The 19,027-nt window shown below is 74.3% G+C and carries 16 protein-coding genes; 10 read left to right on the plus strand and 6 right to left on the minus strand.

The window, feature by feature from the left end; all coding sequences use genetic code 11:
• The first annotated feature begins 47 nt into the window (after positions 1–47).
• Positions 48–2,543, plus strand: a complete 2,496-nt coding sequence (leuS, locus tag AMOR_RS24590) for a leucine--tRNA ligase (RefSeq protein ID WP_248355096.1) — start codon at positions 48–50, stop codon at positions 2,541–2,543.
• A gap of 3 nt (positions 2,544–2,546) precedes the next feature.
• A complete protein-coding gene (gene lptE / locus AMOR_RS24595; RefSeq protein ID WP_248355097.1) occupies positions 2,547–3,065 on the plus strand; it encodes an LPS assembly lipoprotein LptE in 519 nt (172 codons plus the stop codon).
• Between the two features lie 81 nt (positions 3,066–3,146).
• Here the strand turns inward: lptE and rpsT are convergent, their stop codons facing one another.
• Both rpsT and mazG read right to left on the minus strand, forming a co-directional pair.
• Positions 3,147–3,425, minus strand: a complete 279-nt coding sequence (rpsT, locus tag AMOR_RS24600) for a 30S ribosomal protein S20 (protein ID WP_248355098.1) — start codon at positions 3,423–3,425, stop codon at positions 3,147–3,149.
• 510 nt (positions 3,426–3,935) lie between these two features.
• Complete coding sequence (mazG, locus tag AMOR_RS24605; protein ID WP_248355099.1) at positions 3,936–4,796, minus strand: nucleoside triphosphate pyrophosphohydrolase; 861 nt, start codon at positions 4,794–4,796, stop codon at positions 3,936–3,938.
• 47 nt (positions 4,797–4,843) lie between these two features.
• Here mazG and AMOR_RS24610 point away from each other — a divergent pair, with 47 nt between their 5' ends.
• The 8 genes from AMOR_RS24610 (at position 4,844) to prfB (ending at position 15,683) form a co-directional block, all read left to right on the plus strand.
• A complete protein-coding gene (locus AMOR_RS24610) occupies positions 4,844–6,967 on the plus strand; it encodes a tetratricopeptide repeat protein (RefSeq protein ID WP_248355100.1) in 2,124 nt (707 codons plus the stop codon).
• A gap of 6 nt (positions 6,968–6,973) precedes the next feature.
• Entirely contained in the window at positions 6,974–8,182 is a 1,209-nt protein-coding gene (locus tag AMOR_RS24615) for a DUF4388 domain-containing protein (protein ID WP_248355101.1), read from the plus strand.
• A 136-nt stretch (positions 8,183–8,318) separates the two neighbouring features.
• A complete protein-coding gene (locus AMOR_RS24620; RefSeq protein WP_248355102.1) occupies positions 8,319–9,374 on the plus strand; it encodes a PhoH family protein in 1,056 nt (351 codons plus the stop codon).
• 115 nt (positions 9,375–9,489) lie between these two features.
• Complete coding sequence (locus AMOR_RS24625; RefSeq protein WP_248355103.1) at positions 9,490–11,841, plus strand: HD family phosphohydrolase; 2,352 nt, start codon at positions 9,490–9,492, stop codon at positions 11,839–11,841.
• A gap of 116 nt (positions 11,842–11,957) precedes the next feature.
• Positions 11,958–12,413, plus strand: coding sequence for an rRNA maturation RNase YbeY (gene ybeY / locus AMOR_RS24630; RefSeq protein ID WP_248362607.1), 456 nt, complete (start codon positions 11,958–11,960; stop codon positions 12,411–12,413).
• Entirely contained in the window at positions 12,314–12,724 is a 411-nt protein-coding gene (locus AMOR_RS24635; protein WP_248355104.1) for a hypothetical protein, read from the plus strand. The genes ybeY and AMOR_RS24635 overlap by 100 nt, the downstream gene beginning before the upstream one ends.
• A gap of 49 nt (positions 12,725–12,773) precedes the next feature.
• A complete protein-coding gene (lnt, locus tag AMOR_RS24640; protein WP_248355105.1) occupies positions 12,774–14,555 on the plus strand; it encodes an apolipoprotein N-acyltransferase in 1,782 nt (593 codons plus the stop codon).
• An 8-nt stretch (positions 14,556–14,563) separates the two neighbouring features.
• Positions 14,564–15,683, plus strand: a protein-coding gene (gene prfB / locus AMOR_RS24645; RefSeq protein ID WP_248355106.1) for a peptide chain release factor 2 whose coding sequence is annotated in 2 segments (ribosomal slippage) — positions 14,564–14,632 and positions 14,634–15,683 — 1,119 coding nt in all. Because the reading frame shifts where the segments join, the coding sequence is not laid out codon by codon here.
• Positions 15,684–15,698: 15 nt separating this feature from the next.
• Here prfB and AMOR_RS24650 read toward each other — a convergent pair.
• From AMOR_RS24650 to pdo, 4 genes are all read right to left on the minus strand, one after another.
• The gene (locus tag AMOR_RS24650; protein ID WP_248355107.1) at positions 15,699–16,070 is read right to left on the minus strand and encodes a hypothetical protein; all 372 of its coding nucleotides are present in this window, start codon (positions 16,068–16,070) and stop codon (positions 15,699–15,701) included.
• A gap of 163 nt (positions 16,071–16,233) precedes the next feature.
• Positions 16,234–17,145 carry a PilZ domain-containing protein gene (locus tag AMOR_RS24655; protein ID WP_248355108.1) on the minus strand — a complete coding sequence of 304 codons (912 nt, stop codon included), beginning with the start codon at positions 17,143–17,145 and terminating at the stop codon, positions 16,234–16,236.
• The gene (locus AMOR_RS24660; RefSeq protein ID WP_248355109.1) at positions 17,142–18,254 is read right to left on the minus strand and encodes a type IV pilus twitching motility protein PilT; all 1,113 of its coding nucleotides are present in this window, start codon (positions 18,252–18,254) and stop codon (positions 17,142–17,144) included. Before AMOR_RS24660 ends, AMOR_RS24655 begins: the two co-directional genes overlap by 4 nt.
• A 55-nt stretch (positions 18,255–18,309) precedes the next feature.
• On the minus strand, positions 18,310–18,981 hold the full coding sequence (gene pdo / locus AMOR_RS24670; protein WP_318653830.1) for a protein disulfide oxidoreductase: 672 nt from the start codon (positions 18,979–18,981) through the stop codon (positions 18,310–18,312).
• Positions 18,982–19,027: the final 46 nt, after the last annotated feature.

Here is a 19,027-nt window from a genome sequence, read left to right on the forward strand (position 1 = left end):
GAAAGGCAGACGAACCGGGGATCGTCCGGTAATATCCGCGGTCCCATATGTCGATGAACGAGCGTTACGAGCCACATTCGATCGAGGCGCGCTGGCAGGAGCGGTGGGCCTCGGCGGGCATCTTCCAGGCCGGCCGGCGGCCGGGCGCCGAGAAGCGGTACGTCCTCGAGATGTTCCCGTATCCGTCCGGCGCCATGCACATGGGCCACGGCCGCGTCTACACGATCGGCGACGCCCTCGCGCGGTACCTCCGCATGCGCGGGTACGACGTCCTCCACCCCATCGGCTTCGACGCGCTGGGGCTCCCCGCCGAGAACGCCGCCATCAAGGACGGCCGTCACCCGGCGGAGCGCACCCGCGAGAACATCGTCGCGTTCCGCGCCGAGATGAAGAGCCTCGGATACGGCTTCGACTGGGACCGCGAGGTCGTCACCGCCGACCCCGAGTACTACCGCTGGAACCAGTGGTTCTTCGTGAAGATGCTCGAGCGCGGCATCGTCTACCGCCGCCAGGGCAAGGCCAACTGGTGCACCGGCTGCCAGACCGTCATCGCGAACGAGCAGGTCGTCGACGACCGCTGCGAGCGGTGCGAGTCGCCGGTCGTGGAGAAGGTCATCCCGGAGTGGGCGTTCCGCATCACCGCCTTCGCCCAGGACCTCCTCGACGGCCTGGACGGGCTGAAGGAGTGGCCCGACCGCATCACCACGATGCAGCGGAACTGGATCGGCAGGAGCGAGGGCGCCGAGGTCGACTTCGCCGTCCAGGGCTCCGGTGACGCGATCAAGGTCTTCACCACCCGCGTCGACACGATCTACGGCTGCACCTACGTGGTCCTCGCGCCGGAGCACCCGCTCGTCGCGAAGGTCACCGCCCCGGCGCGCAAGGCGGAGGTCGACGCCTTCGTCGCGCGGATGCGGAAGACCGACGCCGCGGAGCGCACGGGCGAGAGCGCGCCGAAGGAGGGCGTCTTCACCGGGGCGCACGCGGTGAACCCGTACACCGGCGAGGCGGTCCCGGTCTGGATCGCCAACTTCGTGCTCGCCGAGTACGGCACCGGCGCGGTGATGAGCGTGCCCGCCCACGACCAGCGCGACTTCGAGTTCGCGAAGAAGTACGGGCTGCCGATCCGCGTGGTGATCCAGCCGTCCACGGGCGATCGGATCCCGGGGCCCGACGCCCTCGCCGCCGCGACGACGGAGGACGGCGTGCTCGACGCCTCCGGCCCGTTCAGCGGCCTCCCCTCCGCGGAGGCGCGCCGCCGGATGAGCGCGCACGCGAAGGAGAAGGGGTTCGGCCAGCCCACCGTGCGGTGGCACCTCCGCGACTGGGGCTTCTCGCGGCAGCGCTACTGGGGCACCCCCATCCCGATCATCTACTGCGAGGAGCACGGCGCGGTGCCGGTCCCGGAGAAGGACCTGCCCGTGGTGCTGCCGCCGCAGGCGATCATCACCGGCACGGGCGAGCCCCCGCTCGCGAAGGTGCCGGAGTTCGTGAACACGACCTGTCCCGTGTGCGGGAAGCCGGCGCGGCGCGAGGTCGAGACGATGGACACCTTCGTCGACTCCTCCTGGTACTACGCCAGGTACCTGTCGCCGAAGGACGCGACCCGCCCGTTCGATCCCGAGGCGGCGCGCCGGTGGCTGCCGGTGGACGTCTACGTCGGCGGCCCCGAGCACGCGGTGATGCACCTGCTCTACTTCCGGTTCTGGCACCGCGTGATGAGGCAGCTCGGCCTCGTGTTCGAGGACGAGCCCGCGCGGCGGCTCGTCACCCAAGGCATCGTGAACGGCCCGGACGGCCGGAAGATGTCGAAGCGCTGGGGCAACGTCGTCGCCCCCGGCCCGATGGTGAGGAAGTACGGGGCCGACACGCTCCGGCTCTTCATCCTGTTCGCGGCCCCGCCCGAGAAGGACATCGACTGGTCCGACGAGCAGGTGGACGGGCTCTTCCGCTTCCTCGCCCGCGTGTGGCGGATCTTCCACGCGCGGCAGGAGTCGTTCGCGGCGCCGGAGGCCGCGCTCGCGCAGGCGAGCGGCGACTTCCTCGAGCTGCGCCGGCGCACCCACCGGACCATCCAGCGCGTCACCGACGCGTTCGAGAAGGAGCTCAAGTTCAACACCGGCATCGCGGCGCTGATGGAGCTCGTGAACGCGCTCTACCAGCTCGAGCCGAGGAGCGACGCCGATCGCGCCGCGGTGCGCGAGGCCCTCGTCGCGGTGGCGACCCTGCTCTCGCCGTTCGCGCCGCACGCGGCCGAGGAGCTGTGGCACGAGGTGCTCGGACCGGCGGCCCGCGACCGGCTGCTCGCCGCCGAGCCGTGGCCGGCCTTCGACCCGGCGCTCGTCGCGGCCGACACGGTGACGATCGCCGTCCAGGTGAACGGGAAGCTGCGCGGCGAGGTCCAGGCGGCGATCAGCGCCGGGGAGGCCGACGTCCGGGCGCTGGCGGAGGCCGACGAGAAGGTGAAGACGCACCTCGCCGGCAAGACGATCCGGAAGGTGGTCTTCGTGCCGAAGCGCCTCGTGAACTTCGTGGTGGGGTAGGGGATGCCCGGGACCCGCCGAGCACGTGGACCGGCGCCGCGGGCGCGGTCCGCCCTCCGCGCCGGCGCCGCCGCGCTCGCCGCCGTCGTGGCGCTCGCCGGTTGCGGGTACCGCTTCACGCAGCGGTACGTCGCCGCCGGCGGCGTGGACCGGCTCCACGTCCGGACCTTCGAGAACCGCTCCGCCGATCCCGAGCTCGGGGCGGCCGTCACCGCCGCCCTCCGCGACGAGCTCGCCCGCCGCGGCGCCGCGGCGGGCGCGGATGCGCCGGCCTGGCTCGAGGGTGAGGTGCGGGCGCTCGAGGGCGCCCCATCGACGGCGGGCGCGACCACGCTGCACGTCGCGCTCGAGGTCCGGGGGCGGCTCGTCGTGGGCGGGGAGACGAAGGCGGAGCGGACGATCCGGCGGGACGGCGACCACCTCGCCGGTGCGGATGCGCTCGAGACGGAGGGCCGGCGGTCGCTGGAGCTGCGGCGGCTCGCGGCCGACGCCGCGCGCGAGCTCCTGCGCGCGCTGGAGTAGCGAACGGACCGTCGGCGAAGACGACGACGCCGCGGCGGTGGGCGAGCCACCCCGCGGCGAGCGCGACGGGAGCCGTGACGGCTACTGTGCGGCGGCCGGCGCGGGCTTCGCGACGGAGCGCGCGAGCCGGGAGATCTTCCGGGACGCGGCGTTCTTGTGGACGACGCCCTTCGAGGCGGCCTTCCCGATCGCCTTCTCGGCGGCCTTGAGGGCCTCCTTCGCGCCCGCGGCGTCACCCTTGGCGACGAGCTCGCGGACCTTCTTCACGGCGGACTTCACGCCGGTGCGGACCTGGACGTTGCGGGCCCGACGCTTCTGGGTCTGCCGGTTGCGCTTCTCGGACGATGCAGTGTTCGCCAAGTGACTCTCCGTCGGTTCGAGGGCGCGCTATCTACCGCCCATCGCAAGCCGCGTCAAGGGGTTATGGCTCGGTTGGTGGTCTCCGATGCTGTCCCGATCTCGCGGGACGTCTCGCGGTGGCGCGCTCCGTGCCGCGGGGCCGCCGCGCGGACCCTGCCTCGCGAACCGTTGCGGCGAGCGGCTTTCGTGAGCGGCCGCTGCGCACGCCCTAGGGAGACGCCGCTTTGCTGAGCACCCCCTTCGCGCAGGCCTGATAATCAGCGACCCGCCGAGGGGGTGCTTCGCGCGCCCGCATGCCGCGCGGCCGGGAAGGCCACCGGCTCCGCGGAGTTACCCACAGTCTGGATGCCCAGGGAGTCCGGGCTGGGGGTCTTCGCCCAAGATTGTGGAGAAGTCCGTGGATATCGCCGCCCAACGCTCCGGAATCGCACGGGATCGTGGCCTGTGCGGAACGCGCCCGAACGCGTCGGAACCGTGAATTTCGGGGGGCAGGAGGCCCTTCCCACAGAGTTATCCACGCTCTTTCCCCAAACTCTGTGGAGAGCGTTCCGGGGGGGTCGGGGCGCTGCTTTTCCCTTGACCCCGCTCGATCGCCTTCGCCTCGTCCCAGATCGCGTCCATCTCGTCGAGGCTCGCGCCGCCGTGCGGGACCCCGCGCCTCGCGAGCTCGCGCTCCACGTGGGTGAACCGGGAGATGAAGCGGGCGATCGCTCCCCGGAGCGCCTCCTCCGGCGGGATGCCGAGCTTCCGGCCGACGTTCGCGAGGGCGAACAGCGCGTCGCCGAGCTCGTGCTCGAGCGCGTCGCGGTCGCCGCTCGCGAGCGCCTCGTCCAGCTCCGCGAGCTCCTCCGTCACCTTCGCGCGGGCGCCCCCCGCGTCCGGCCAGTCGAAGCCGATGCGGCTCGCCTTCTCCGTGAGCCGGTCGGCGCGGGCGAGCGCCGGCATCTCCCTCGGCACGCCCTCGAGCACGCTGTGGCCGCCGCCCTTCGCCTTCTTCTCCTCGCGCTTCAGCGCCGCCCACTGCCGCAGCACGCCCTCGGCGTCCTTCACGTCCGCGTCCCCGAACACGTGCGGATGCCGGTACACGAGCTTCGACGAGATCGCCTCGGCGACGTCCGCGAAGTCGAACGCCCCCTCCTCGCGCCGGAGCTGGGCCTGGAACACGATCTGGAGGAGGAGGTCGCCGAGCTCCTCGCGGTGCTCGCCAGCGTCGCCCGAGTCGATGGCCTCGAGGACCTCGTAGGTCTCCTCGAGCACGTAGGGCCGGATCGAGCGGAGCGTCTGCTCGCGATCCCACGGGCAGCCGTCGGGGCCGCGGAGGCGCTCCATGATGCCGAGCAGTCGTTCGATGGCGTCTGCGTTGCGTGACATCCCGCCTTCTTAGCGCGGGAGCGCCCGTGCTAGCATCCCGTTCTCGCGTGGCCGCCCGCGGAAAGACCCACCTCGCCGCCCTGCTCCTCCTCGCCGTCGCGGCCGTGGCCGCGGCGCCCGCGCGGGCGCAGGTCGCCGCCCCGAGGCTCGTCGAGGAGGGCGACGAGCCCGCCGACGACTCCGCGGATCGCCCCCCGGTCCCCGCGCCCCGCCCGCAACCGCCCACGAGCGCGTCCACGCCGGGCGGCGCCGGCGCGCCCGCCGACGCCGCCGCGCCCGCGCCCGCGGCCGCGACGTCCGAGGCGCCCGCCGCGGCTCCGCCGGCCGCGCCCACCGCGCCGGCCGAGCCCGCCCGCTCCATCGAGCCGGTGCGGACGAGCTGGCCCAGGCTGGTGGCGCTCTGGGCGGAGCGGCGGGCCGCCCTCCGCGAGGGCGATCCGGCCCGGGCCCAGGCCGCGCAGCAGGCGCTCCTCGACACGAAGCGCGAGCTCGACGTCGAGAACCTCGTCGCCTTCTCCGCCGCGGAGGTCCGCGAGGTCCACCGCGCCCTCGCCTCGAACCTGCCCGCCGAGGCCCTCGCCCGCGCCGACGTCGCGGTCGCGCTCGCGCCGGACCACCCGGACGCGCACCTCGCCCGCGCGCGCGCGCTGCTCGCCACCGCGCCCGCGAGCCCGGGCCCGGTGCTCGCCGCCGTCCGCGACGCGATCGCGGCCGCCGGCCGCGAGCCGCACACGCTCCGCGCGTTCGAGGGCGACCTGTTCAGCGCCGCCCTCGCCGCGGTGTTCACGGCCTCCGCGGCGGTCCTGCTGCTGCTCCTGCTCCGGAACCTCCGCCTCTTCCTGCACGACTTCCACCACCTGCCGCTCCTCCGCGGGACCGCCTCCATCCAGACCGGCTTCCTCGCGCTGGTCCTGCTCGCGATGCCGGTGGTCTTCGGCCTGGGGCCGTTCGCGACGCTCGCGATCGCGGCGATCGTGGCCTGGGCGTACCTGTCGGTGCGGGAGCGGCTGGTCGCGACGGCCGCCCTCGCCGCGCTCCTCGCCCTGCCGTGGGCGGCGGGCGCGGCCGCGCGGATCACGGCCTGGACCGGCTCGACCGCCGAGCTCGTGCACGAGGCCGAGCACGGCGCGCTCTCCGACGAGGACGCGGCGGAGCTCGCGGCGCGCGCGGCGCGGGACGGCGGCCCGGCCCCGCTGCTCGCCGCGCTGGGAAGGCACGCGAAGCGCCGGGGCGATCTCGAGGGCGCGCTCCGGCTCTATCACGCCGCCGGCGCGGCCGACCCGCGCGCGCCCGAGCTCGACGTGAACGTCGGGAACGTCCTCTTCCTGAAGGGCGATCTCGAGGGAGCGAAGGCCGCCTACCTCGCGGCGCAGGACCGCGCCGCGGGCGATCTCGTCGTCCTCGGTGCGGCGCACTACAACCTCTCGAAGCTGTACCTCCGCACCTCCGAGATGGCGAAGAGCAGCCTGAACCGCGAGCGCGCCGAGAACGAGGCGAGCGCGTTCCTGCGGGCCCATGGCTCGGACGAGGACTTCGGGGCGAACCGGTACCTCGTCGACGTGCCCGTGCCGCCCGCGAAGATCGCCGCGCTCGCGGTGGACGGCAGCCCCGAGGCGGTCCGCGGCTGGGTCGAGGCGCGGCTGCTCGGCGTCCTCCCGCGCGCGCTCTGGCGCGCGCTCTGGCCGTGGGGCGCCGCGGCCGCCCTGGCGGCGCTCTGGCTCCTCGGCCTCGCCGTGTCGCGGCTCGCCCCCGCCCGCGCGTGCGAGCGGTGCGGCGGGGCCGCGTGCCGCCGGTGCGACGCCGCCGCGGGCGCGCGCTGCGGGCAGTGCGTGAACGTGTTCGAGCGCAAGGGCGTCGTCGACGCCCGCGACCGGCTGCGCAAGGAGGCGCAGGTCCGGCGCCACGCCCGGTTCACCCGGGGCGCGGCCCGGACCCTGGCGCTCGTCGGCGCCGGCGCCGGCCAGGTCTGGCAGGGCGCGACGGCGCTCGGTGCGCTGCTGCTCCTCGCGGTGCTGTTCCTCGGGTTCCTCGTGTGGTTCTGGCGCGGGATCGCCCCGCCGCCGCACCCCTCGCCGTACGTCCTCTTCGGCAAGCTCGCCGTCGCGGTGCCCACGGGCCTCGCGCTCTGGGCGCTCGCGGTCCGGGACGCCTTCCGCCGGACCCGGAGCTAGGGAGCCATGGCGCTCACGGGCACGCTCAAGGACTTCGGGATCGCCGAGATCCTCCAGCTCATCGGGCAGCAGGCGAAGAGCGGGGTGCTCCACCTCGAGGCCAGGGACGACGAGATCCACATCGCCCTCGCCGACGGGAACGTCGTCCGGGCGGAGTCCTCGGGCCGGAAGACGCGGGAGCGGCTCGGCGCGATGCTCGTGCGCGCCGAGATCATCGGCCGCGAGGAGCTCGAGTACGCGCTCGACGTCCAGAAGCGGACGCTCCGCCGGCTGGGAGACATCCTCGTCGAGCTCGCCTTCGTCACGAAGGACGACCTCCGGGAGATGACCGCGCTCCAGACGACCGAGACGATCTACCGGCTCTTCCACTGGAAGAGCGGGACGTACGCGTTCGAGGCGGGAGACGTGGAGTGGGACCGCGAGACGGTCGCGCCCCTCCGCGCCGAGTCGGTGCTGATGGAGGGCTTCCGGCGCGTCGACGAGTGGCCGATGATCCGGCGGCGGATCCCGTCGACCGCGGTGACGTTCGAGCGCCTGAAGGTCCTCGAGCCGGAGCAGCGCGAGCGGCCCGTGTCCCGCGCGAGGAAGGCGGGCGACGTGGACGCGGCCTTCGACGGCTTCGACGCCGCCGAGCCGGAGGTGCGCAAGGGCGAGTTCGCGACGCTCGGCACGAACGAGCGCCGGGTGCACGCGCTCGCCACCGCGGGCCGCACCGTCGAGAAGATCGTCGACCTCTCGCGGCTGGGGGAGTTCGAGACCTGCAAGGCGCTCGCGAACCTCGTGAACCTGGGATACCTCGAGGCGATCGTCCCGGCGAGCCGGGCCGCCGCGGCGGTCGGCGCGTACGCGCACGACTGGCAGGCGCGCATCAAGGCCGGGGCCGCGCGGGTCCTCGCCACCGTCGCGATCGCCGCGGCGCTCGCCGGGATCGCGTACTGGGTCGACGAGCGGGGGCTCGCGTGGGGCGAGCCGCCCGGCGGCGCGGCGGTGCGGGACAACGCCGCCCAGCGGTTCCTCGCCCGGTACCAGATGGAGCGGCTGCGGGGCGCGCTCGAGGTGTACCGGCTCGAGCGCGGCGAGTACCCGGAGCGGCTCGGCGCGCTGGTCGACGCCGACCTCGCGAAACCTCGCGATCTCCGGTACCCGTGGTCGGGCGAGTACTACTACCGGCGCCGCCCGGAGGGCCGGCCCGTGCTGCTGCCGCCGGTCGAGTGAGGGGGCGGGGCGATCGCCCCGCGCACCATCGCCGCCATGCCGGGGCCCGCGCGGCGGGTTATGGTCCCGTTCGAGGGCACTCGGCGGCGGCGGGCGCGTCGCGCCAGGCGAGGGCCCGGAACCGAAGGAGGAGCGGTTGGGCCAGATCGCGGCGGAACCCCTCAAGTCGGCGCGGCTCGAGTTCCCGGACAACGACAAGGTTCGCGCCCTCTGCGGCGCGCACAGCGAGCACCTCAAGCTCATCGAGAAGCGGCTCGGGGTCCAGCTGGGGCTCCGCGGCGGGCAGATCGTCATCGCCGCCGCGGAGGAGGCCCGGATCCGGATGGCCGAGTCGCTCGTGAAGGAGCTCTACGAGCTGGTCGAGCAGGGCTACCCGCTCTACCTCGAGGACGTCGACCAGGCGACCAAGCTCGCGGGGCAGGGCGTACCGCTCAAGGAGATCTTCGGCGACACGGTGTTCGTGTCCTCGCGTCACCGGATCATCACGCCGAAGGGGCTCGCGCAGAAGCGCTACATCCAGGCGATCCGCGACGACGACATCGTCTTCGGCGTGGGGCCGGCGGGCACCGGCAAGACGTACCTCGCCATGGCGATGGCCGTGTCGTTCCTCGTCGAGCGCAAGGTGAAGCGGATCGTGCTCACGCGGCCCGCGGTCGAGGCCGGCGAGAAGCTCGGCTTCCTCCCCGGCGACATCGCCGAGAAGGTGAACCCGTACCTCCGCCCGCTGCACGACGCGCTGTTCGACATGGTGGACTACGAGAAGGCGACGGCGTTCATCGAGCGCGGCACGGTGGAGGTGGCGCCGCTCGCGTTCATGCGCGGGCGCACGCTGAACGACGCCTTCATCATCCTCGACGAGGCGCAGAACACCACCGAGGAGCAGATGAAGATGTTCCTCACGCGGCTCGGGTACGGCTCGAAGGCGGTGATCACGGGGGACGTCACCCAGGTCGACCTGCCGACCGGCCGCGGCTCCGGGCTCATCGAGGTCCAGAAGGTGCTCCGCGGCATCGAGGGCGTGTCCTTCTGCTTCTTCGGCGAGATCGACGTCGTCCGGCACCCGCTCGTGCAGGAGGTCGTCCGCGCCTACGACGCGTACGACGTGGAGCGGCGCGCCCGCGCGGACGCGGCGAAGGCCGAGAAGGAGCGCGCCCGCCAGGCCCCCCCCTCGGCGCCAGACGAGGCGGAGTAGAGCGTCCAGGTCACCCCCGGGGCCCCGCGGGAGGGTCCTGGGTCCGTCGCTTGTTCCAGGGTTTGCGCCGGATCTCCGTTGCCAGCGAGTGATCCCGGTGCCACCCTGGCTCGCCGTGTCCGGACCATCCGACAGCCCCCCACCTCCTCCACCGCCCGAAGCGGCGCCGGCCCCCCACGTCGACTGGCCGGGCCGGGTCCTCCGGATCGCCCTGGTCGCCGCCGTCGCCGCCGCGTGCGGGTGGCTCCTCGCCCCGGGGGCCGTCCACCGGCTCCCCGGTCCCGAGGCCCTCGGGACGCCCGCGCCCGCCACCATCAAGGCGGATCGCGACTACGACATCGTGGACGAGGAGGCGACCGCCCGGCGGCGCGCCGACGAGGCCGCCTCGGTCCGCCCGGTGTACGACCTCGAGGACGGCGCCGCCGACGAGGCCGTCGCCCGCATCCACGCCGCGTTCGACCTCATGCGGGACGAGGAGCAGGCGTTCCGCCAGGCAGGTCGCGACGTGCGGGACGCGCGGGACGTCTCGGAGCTGGACCGGCGCTACACCGCCCAGCGCGCCGGCTTCGTCTCCCGGCTGCAGGTCGTGGTCCGCGACGAGGATCTCGCCGCGCTCGCCGCCGCCCGCTTCTCCGAGGACGTCGAGCGGGAGCTCGCGGCGCTCGCGCAGCGCGGGCTGTCCGGCATGATCGTCGAGGACCTGAAGCTCCTCCCCGCCGACCGGGAGCAGGGCTTCGCGGTCCGGACCTTCCGCAGCGGCGCGCTCCAGGGCGAGCGCGTGCTCGCGGATCGCGCCCTCGTGCGCGACGTGGCGACGGCGCGCGACGAGGTCGTCCGCACCGCGGCGGCGCGTCTCGAGCGGGCCCCGGCGCCGCTCCGGGCCGCGGTGGTCCGGCTCGCGACCGCGATGGTCCGGCCGACCCTCTCGCACGACCAGGCCGAGACCGAGCGGCGGCGCGCCGACGCGGCGGCGCGGGTGAAGCCGGTCGGGATCCCCGTGAAGCGGGGCGAGAAGATCATCGGCGACGGCGAGCGCGTCGAGAAGCGGCACCTCGTCGTGTTCGACGGCATCCGCGCGCAGCGCAAGGGCGAGGATCTCGCCCACCTCCGCCTCGGCGGCGGCCTCCTCGTGGCGCTCGCGGTCGCCGTGCTCTGGCGGTTCGCGCGGCGGAACGTGCCGCGGTTCCGGCCGGCGCGCCGCGACGCGCTCCTGCTCGCGGTCGTGCTGGTGGCGACGCTCGGGATGGGCGCGATCGGCCTCACCATCGCCGACGCGCTGCACGAGCGCGTGCCCTCGCTGCCCCCGCCGGCGCTCTCGTACCTCGTGCCGTTCGCGGCCGGGGCGATGATCGTCCGGCAGGTGCTCTCGGCCGAGGCCGCCCTCCTGCTCGCGATCGCCTCCGGCCTCACGGCCGGGCTGCTCGCCGGCCAGTCCATCGGGTTCGCGCTGTTCGCCACGCTCGGGTCGGTCGCCGCCGCCGGGGTCATCCAGGGCGGGCGCGACCGGACGAGCTTCTTCCGCGCCGGCCTCGCGGTCGGCGCGGTCGGCGCGGCGGTCGTGGCCGCGCTCGGGCTCTACGCCGGCCGCGGCGCGCTCGAGATCGGCACGGCCGCCGTCGCCGCGCTCCTCGGCGGGGCGGTGCTGCTCCCCGTGGTGGTGGTCGGATCCCTGCCGCTCGTCGAGGGCGTGTTCGGGTACGTGACCGACGTGAAGCTGCTCGAGCTCGCGAACCTGAACCACCCGGCGCTGAAGGAGCTCATCGTCCAGGCGCCCGGGACGTACCACCACTCGATCCTGATGGGCTCCCTGGTCGAGGCCGGGGCGCAGGCCATCGGCGCGAACCCGCTCCTCGCGAGGGTCTGCGCCTACTACCACGACCTCGGGAAGATCCGGAACCCGCTCTACTTCGCCGAGAACCAGCGCGGCGGCGAGAATCGCCACGACACCCTCGCGCCCTCGATGAGCGCGCTCATCGTGAAGCGTCACGTGACCGACGGCCTCGAGCTCGCACGCCACTGGCGCCTGCCGCGCCCGGTCCAGGACGCGATCCCGCAGCACCACGGGACGCGGCTCGTCGCCTACTTCTGGGCGAAGGCGCAGCAGCGCGCCTCGGACGAGGGGGGCCGCGCCGCGGTCCTCGACGAGGGGCTCTTCCGGTACCCGGGGCCGAAGCCGCAGACGCGCGAGGCGGCGCTCGTCATGATCGCGGACGCGTGCGAGGCCTCGTCGCGCGCCCTCATCGATCCCACCGGCGGCGCGATCCGCGGGCTCGTGGCGAAGCGCATCAACGAGATCTTCAGCGAGGGGCAGCTCGACGAGTGCGAGCTCACGCTCCGGGACCTGAACGCCATCGCCGCCGCGATGGTGCGTGCGCTGGAGGCCATCTACCACACGCGCCCCGAGTACCCGGGCCGGCCGCGGGACGACGCGCAGCGTCCAACGGTCCAGCTGGTGGCGAAGCCGTGATCGTCCGCGTCTCCTCGGAGCACCCGGGCGGAGCGTCGGCCGCCCGCCGCCTCCGCGCACGGGCGGGCACCTACCTCGCCGCCCTCGACCGGCCGGACGCCGAGCTGTCGATCCTCGTGGTCACGGACCGCCGGATCCGCTCGCTGAACCGCGCCTGGCGCGGGAAGGACCGCGCGACCGACGTCCTCTCGTTCCCGATATCGGAGCCGCCGGGTTCTGGGTCCCTCCTCGGCGACGTGGTAATCTCGCTCGACACCGCAACCCGGCGTGCCCGCGCCGAGCGGCGATCCACCGGAGCCGAGCTGGATCGCTACCTCGCGCACGGCATCCTCCACCTGCTCGGCTACGATCACGAGCGCGCCGAGGACGCCCGGGTGATGGCATCGAAGGAGGCCGAGCTGGCGCGAGCGGAGGGGCTCGTGGGCGCGGCGCTCCGGGAGAGCCGGCGAGGCGCCGGCGCGGTCGAGGAAAGATGGACCCGTTCGCCGACATCGATCTCGACTCCGAGTCGGTCTGGCTCGACGGCGCGTGGTACACGCGCGACGACCTCGCGCGCCGGATCAAGGAGATGATCGAGGCCGGCGACTTCCGCGTCTCGCGGCCGAGCCAGGCGCTCGAGCGGCTGGAGGCGGCGCTCGCCCAGGCGCGCGTGGTCACGGTCCGGATGCCCGCGGATCTCGCCGACGCCGTGTCCGGCACGGCCACGCGTCTCGGCCGCCCGGTCGGCCACCTCGTCCGCGAGGCGGTCGCCTACTACCTCGCCGCGGCCGCCGCGTACGACGCGGCGCAGCCCGCCGGCGCGACCCCCGCAGCGCCCGCCGGAGGCGATGTCGACGTCCAGGAGGGCGGCGCCGAGGGCGCGTTCTTCGAGAAGGCCCGCTGAGGCCGGCGGCGCGCCGCACGCGCCGCGCTACAAACCTCTCCCGTCACCCATGAAGCGCGCCGCTCCGTTCCTCCTCGCCGTCGCGTCCGGCGCCGCGATGGCGCTCTCGCTCCCGCTCGTCGTGCCGTTCGTCTCCATCCGGCAGGTCGACCCGGCGGGGCGCCTCGAGGTGGTCGCCTGGGTCGCGCTCGTGCCGGCGTTCCTCGCCCTGCGCGCCGCCCCCCGCGCGCGCCGCGCCTTCGCGCTCGGGCTCGTCGCCGGTCTCGCCTACTTCTTCTGCGCCATCTACTGGGTGTCGCACGCGATGACCGCGTTCGGCGGGCTGTCGCTCCCGTTCTCGATCTTCGCGCTCACGCTCCTCGTCCTGTACATGGCGGTCCACTGGGCGACGGCGTTCTGGATCTCCTGGCGGGTCCGGGCCCGGCTCGGGTGGCCGCTCTGGGCGCACCTGCCGGTCGTGTGGACGGCGCTCGAGCTCTCGCGGAACTACCTCGCGTCGGGCTTCCCGTGGGCGAACCTCGGCTACACGCAGGCGCGCACGCTCCCCGTGGCGCAGCTCGCCGCGGCGGTCGGCCCGTACGGGATCGCCGCGCTCGTGGTGCTCGTGAACGCGGTCCTCGCCGAGGCCGTGGCCGCGCGGCGCGAGGGGCGGGCGCTCCCGCTGCGGCCGCTCGCGGCGACCGCGGCGCTCCTCGTCGCGGTGGTCGCCGGCGGCGCGCTCCACCTCCGCGCCGCCCGCGCCCGCATGGCGGCGGCGCCGAGCGTCCGGGTCGGCGTCGTCCAGCCGAACGTGGACCAGTCGGTGAAGAACAAGGCGCGAGACAACCGCGACTACATCCTCGAGCGGCTCGTCCCGGAGACGATCGACGCGGACCGGCGCGGCGCGGATCTCGTGGTCTGGCCCGAGGCGGCGTACCCGCTCTACGTGCCGCCCGGCATCGACACCTTCGGGATCGCGGGGAGCGGCATGCCCGTGCTCGGTCACGCGCACGTCCTCGTCGGCGCGTCGACCCTCGAGTGGCTCCGCGACGGCGACCCGAAGCGGCCCGGCGCACGCGCGCCGCGCGTCGGGAACGCGACCTTCCTGGTCTCGCCCACCCTCGACGTGCTCGGGCGCTACCAGAAGCATCACCTCGTCCCGTTCGGCGAGTACGTGCCGGGCTGGGTTCACGCGGTGCTCCCGTTCGTGGGGCACCTCGTCCCGAGCTTCGCGCCGGTGGCGCCGGGGCGGGACCTCGCGGTGCTCTCGTTCCCGCTCTCCGCCGCGCCGTCGCCGGCCGCGGCGGCCGCCGCGGTCCCCGCCTCGGGTGCTCCGGGCGGCGCCGCCCTCGCCGACCCGCCGGCCGCGGCGCCGGCCGGCGACCCGGTCCGGCTCGCGCCCCTGATCTGCTACGACGCCATCTTCCCCGAGATCACCGGTGCGTTCGCGCGAGGCGCCCCGGAGCCCGAGATCCTGGTGAACCCGACGAACGATGCCTGGTACGGCTACTCGTCCGGCCCGTACCAGTTCCTCGCCATCGTCCGGCTGCGCGCCATCGAGGCGGGCAAGGCGGTGGTCCGGCCGGCGTACGCGGGCGTCTCGGCGGTGATCCTCCCGACGGGCGAGGTGGCGCCTGGTGCGATCGAGGTCGGCCCGGTCGACCCGGACCTCGCGCCGGATCCGGCGGAGCCGGCGCGCCTCCTCCTGGCCGACGTGCCGCGGTTGCGAGGGCGGACCCTCTACACTAGCATCGGCGACCTCTTCGCCTACGCGTGCGCGGCGCTCGCGGCGGTCGCCCTCGCGGCGACCTTCCGCCGGCGGCCCGCGGCGGCGGGGCCCCGAGGGGAGTGACCCGAGCCATGGCCGCACCGACCACCGAGCACCTGACCGAGCTGTCCCGCCGCCTGGAGGCGCTCCGGGGGTCGCTTTGACGTCGAGCGCAAGCAGCTCCGCGTCTCGGAGATCGCCAAGATGTCCGAGGACGCGGCGTTCTGGACCGACGCCGCGAAGGCGCAGGCGCTGCTGAAGGAGAAGGCGCAGCTCGAGCAGGTCACCCAGGCCTACGAGAAGGTGCGCCGGTCGCTGGACGACGCGCAGGCGCTCCACGAGCTCGCCGAGGAGGCGCGCGACGAGGGGACGCGCGCCGAGGCGGCGCAGGCCGCCCAGGGCGTGGACGAGGACCTCGAGGCGCTCGAGTTCCAGAAGATGCTCGCCGGCCCGCACGACCGCGCCGGCGCCATCGTCGAGGTGAAGAGCGGCGCCGGCGGCGTCGAGGCGATGGACTGGGCCGCGATGCTCTACCGGATGTACTCGCGGTACTGCGAGCGGAAGGGCTGGGAGGTCGAGCCCGCCGACCTCGTCGCCGGCGAGGAGGCGGGGATCAGCTCCGCGTCGTTCATCGCGCGCGGCGACTACGCGTACGGCTTCCTCAAGGCCGAGAGAGGCGTGCACCGCCTCGTCCGGATCAGCCCCTTCGACCAGAACGCGCGGCGGCAGACGAGCTTCGCCGCGGTGGACGTGACGCCGGAGGTCGAGGACGACATCGTCATCGACATCAAGGAGGCGGACGTCCGGATCGACACCTACCGGTCTTCCGGCGCCGGCGGCCAGAAGGTGAACAAGACCGACTCGGCGGTCCGCATGACCCACCTGCCGACCGGCATCGTGGTCGCGGTCCAGAACGAGCGCAGCCAGCAGAAGAACCGGAGCGTCGCCTGGAAGATCCTGCGCTCGCGCCTCTACGACTTCGAGGAGCGGAAGCGGCAGGCCGCGCGCGACGCCGTCGAGGCGCAGAAGAAGGACATCGACTTCGGGTCGCAGATCCGGAGCTACGTGCTCCAGCCGTACCGGCTCGTGAAGGATCTCCGGACCGGCGTGGAGACGGGGAAGGTCGACGACGTCCTCGACGGCGACCTCGACGGCTTCATCCAGCCGTACCTCCTCGGCGTCCGCCGGACGGACCGGGTCGTCGACGACTAGTCCGGCGGCGGCGCCTCACTTCGCGTGGCAGCCGCCGCACAGGCCCGCGGCGCCGGGCGGCGACGCGAGGTGGTGGGGCTCCCGGGAGCCGCCGTCATGGCAGGTGGCGCAGGTGAGGCGGCCGTCCGTGAGCACGAGCCCGGGGGCGGGCGCCGCGCGCAGCGCGGCACGCCGCGCGAGCCACGAGGCGCCGTACGCGACGTCGACGGGGTGACCGGTCCGGATGGGCGCGGCGCTGCCGTCGTGGCAGCTCAGGCACTCGGCGGTGACGCAGCGCTGACGGGAGAAGCCGCGAGCCTCGAGGAGGCACGGACCGGCGGCCCGCGCCGGCAACCCCATCCCGGCGGCAACCGCCGCGACGAACCCGAGCCGGCGTGCGCCACGCATCGCGGCTTCTCCCGCCGACAGCATACGAGCCGGGCGCGCGGCCGGGCGGTGGCAGGCCGGGGGCGGGCGTTCGGGCGCGCCCGGGAGCCGCTGCGCAGAAACGGGGAGGCGGCGGCATCGCGCGCGCCACCCGCCGGGGCGCCCCGTGGGAAGCCGGAGCCCCTCAGGGCGGGGTGTACACGATCGGCTGGCGCGCGAGCACGAACCGATCGATGGCATCCACGGCCCAGCCGGGCACGTTGAGGAGCTTCACCCCGCACCCGGAAGGCTGACGACCGGTCGTCGCGCTCTTCTCCCGGATGAAGGAGACCTCGCCCTCGAGATCGATCTTGCGGCCGTCGGCGAGGCCGAGGCGGACCTGGAGCCGCGTCCCGGTCGGCGGCGGCAGGGCCGTCGCGATGAAGACGCCGCCGGAGTCCACCCGCCTCGTGGCGCCGACGTAGAAGTTGTGCTCCGAGACGAGGCTGACGTTCACCTCGACGCGGGTGAGGACCGGCCGCTGCCTCGGCTCGTCGACCAGCTCCTCGTCGATGAGCGCCATGAGGTCCACCGACGCGCGGGGGCGGGCGGGGGCGGGCGGCTCGGCGGCGGGCCTGCTCGCGGCGGCCGGAGGCCCCGCCGCGGTGCCCGGGCGGACGCCGGCGACGCCGGGGGGCGGCGGCACGATCGCCGCGGGGCCGGCCGCGAGGGGCCCGCCGAGGCGCCGGTCGAGGACGACGAGCGGCGTCGCGAGGACCTCGGCGCGAGCCAGGGCGCTCTCTGCGCCGGCGACCGCGGCGAGCGGCTCGACGATCTCGCGGGAAGGCGCCACCATCACGACGCGCACGCCCACCTTGGCGGCGCTCGCGGCGGTCGTCAGGGCCGAGCCCCAGGTGCCGTCCGGCGCGGCGGGCAGGAGCAGGCAGATCACGTGCGGGGCGGCGGCGCGGACGAAGGCGTCCAGATCTCCGGGGCCGGGCACGCAGTACACGGCGTGGCCCGCCCGCTCCAGATGGAGCAGGAGCGCGATCGAGACGTCGGCGTCCGAGCCAACCACCAGAACGCGCGACGCCGCTGCGGCGCCGGCCGGGTTCACGCGGGGCGGCCTCCCGTCTCCATCATGATCCTGCGCTCGAGGTCGGCGCGGTTGGTCGCGTTGGCGAGGGCGGTGTCGAGGCCGATGCGCTTCGCCTCGTGCAGCCGGTACAGGTACTGGTCGAAGCTGTGCATCCCGAGGTCGGCGCCCGCCTGGTCCATGTAGGTCCGCAGGTCGTTCACCTTGGAGCCGTCGCGGATCATCTCGCGGACGGTCGTCGTCGCGAGGAGCGCCTCGACGGCGGGGATGAGCCCGGTCGCGTCGGCGCGCATGAGGAGCCGGAGCGCGATCACCGCCTGGAGGTTGTCGGCGAGTCGCGCGCGCACGCCGTCCTGCTCGTCCGCCGGGAAGAGCCCGACGATGCGGCCGACGGCCCGCGGGACGTCGGGCGTGTGGAGCGAGGTGATGACGAGGTGCCCGGTCTCGGCCGCCTTCAGGCAGATGTCGGCCGCCTCGCGGTCGCGCAGCTCGCCGACCATGATGATGTCTGGGTCCTGGCGGAGGGCGGCGCGGAGCGCGTCGGTGTAGCTCGCGGTGTCCGACCCGACCTCGCGCTGGATCACGAGCCCCTTCCCGCCGGCGAAGATGAACTCGATGGGGTCCTCGACGGTGACGACGTGCAGCCGCTCCTGCTGGATGATGTAGTTGATGATGCTCGCGATCGTCGTCGACTTGCCGTTGCCCGTCGCGCCCGTCACGCAGACCAGCCCGCGCCGCGCGTCGGCGATGGTCTTCACGACGGCCGGAAGGTTCAGCGACTCGAACTCGGGGATCTGGAAGGGGATGGTCCGCATCACCGCGCCCCAGCTCCCGCGCTGCTTGAAGATCGAGGCGCGGAACCGGGACACGCCCGGGAGCGAGTAGCTCCGGTCCACCTCGCGGAAGTCGAGGGGCGTGAAGCCCGACCCGGGGGCCTGGAGCACGAAGTTGGCGATCGCCTCGGTGTCGGCGTGGCTGAGGGGCGGGTACTTCGCGGCGAGCAGCTCGCCGAAGACGCGGTACGTCGGCGGGTACCCCACCTCGAAGTGGACGTCGCTCGCCTGGCGCTTCACGGCGAGCTGCAGGAACGAGTGGAACATCTCCTCGCTGAGCGGGCCCTGGCCTTCCATGGGGCGGCAGTGTACCCGATCGTTTCGGCGGTGGGGCCGCGGGCGTCGCGCCTCCTCACGCCGGGACGCCCGCGCCGCGGAGCACGTGCGCCACGAACTCGTCCTCGGGGACCGCCCCGACGAACTCCACCGCGTCGTTCACGATCGTCTTAGGGACGCCCATCACGCCGTAGCGCGCGGCGAGGTCCGGGAACTCCTGGGCCTCGATGGCGTCGGCGACGACGTGCGCGCTCTCCACCGCGATGGCATGGGCCAGACCGGCCGCCATGGGGCAGTAGGGTCAGGTGGGCGTGAAGAAGACCTTGATGTGCACCGGCCGCTCGATGCGCGCGAGGGCGGCGCGCGAGACCTCGGACAGCTCCGTCGTGCCGCGGGAGACGTCCACCAGTCCGTGCACGAGGTTCGGGAACTCGTGGCCGGCGGGCGCGCCGAGGTAGCGGACCCGGCCCCTCGCCGCGCCGGACAGGATCGTGAGCGGGCCGGCGTCGTCCGGCGCGAGGCCGAGCGAAGCCCGCTGCTCCGGCGTCGGCAGGTCGAGGTACTCGAACGACAGCCGCGGAGAGAGCGCGGTGACCTCCTCGAGCAACGCCCGGATCTGCGGGGTCCAGTCGCGCGCCGGCGGGGCGAGCGCACTCGGCCCCACGAGCGTGAGCTTCACGTCACCGCCGAGGGACCCCTCGAGCTCTCCGCGGATCCGGTCCGCGTCCTCCCTGCCGATGAGCGCCACCCTCCACCTCCTCTCCGCGGCCGCGCCGTCGCGCCCCGGACCGGCT

The organism is Anaeromyxobacter oryzae (genome assembly GCF_023169945.1).
Taxonomy (GTDB): Bacteria; Myxococcota; Myxococcia; order Myxococcales; family Anaeromyxobacteraceae; genus Anaeromyxobacter; species Anaeromyxobacter oryzae.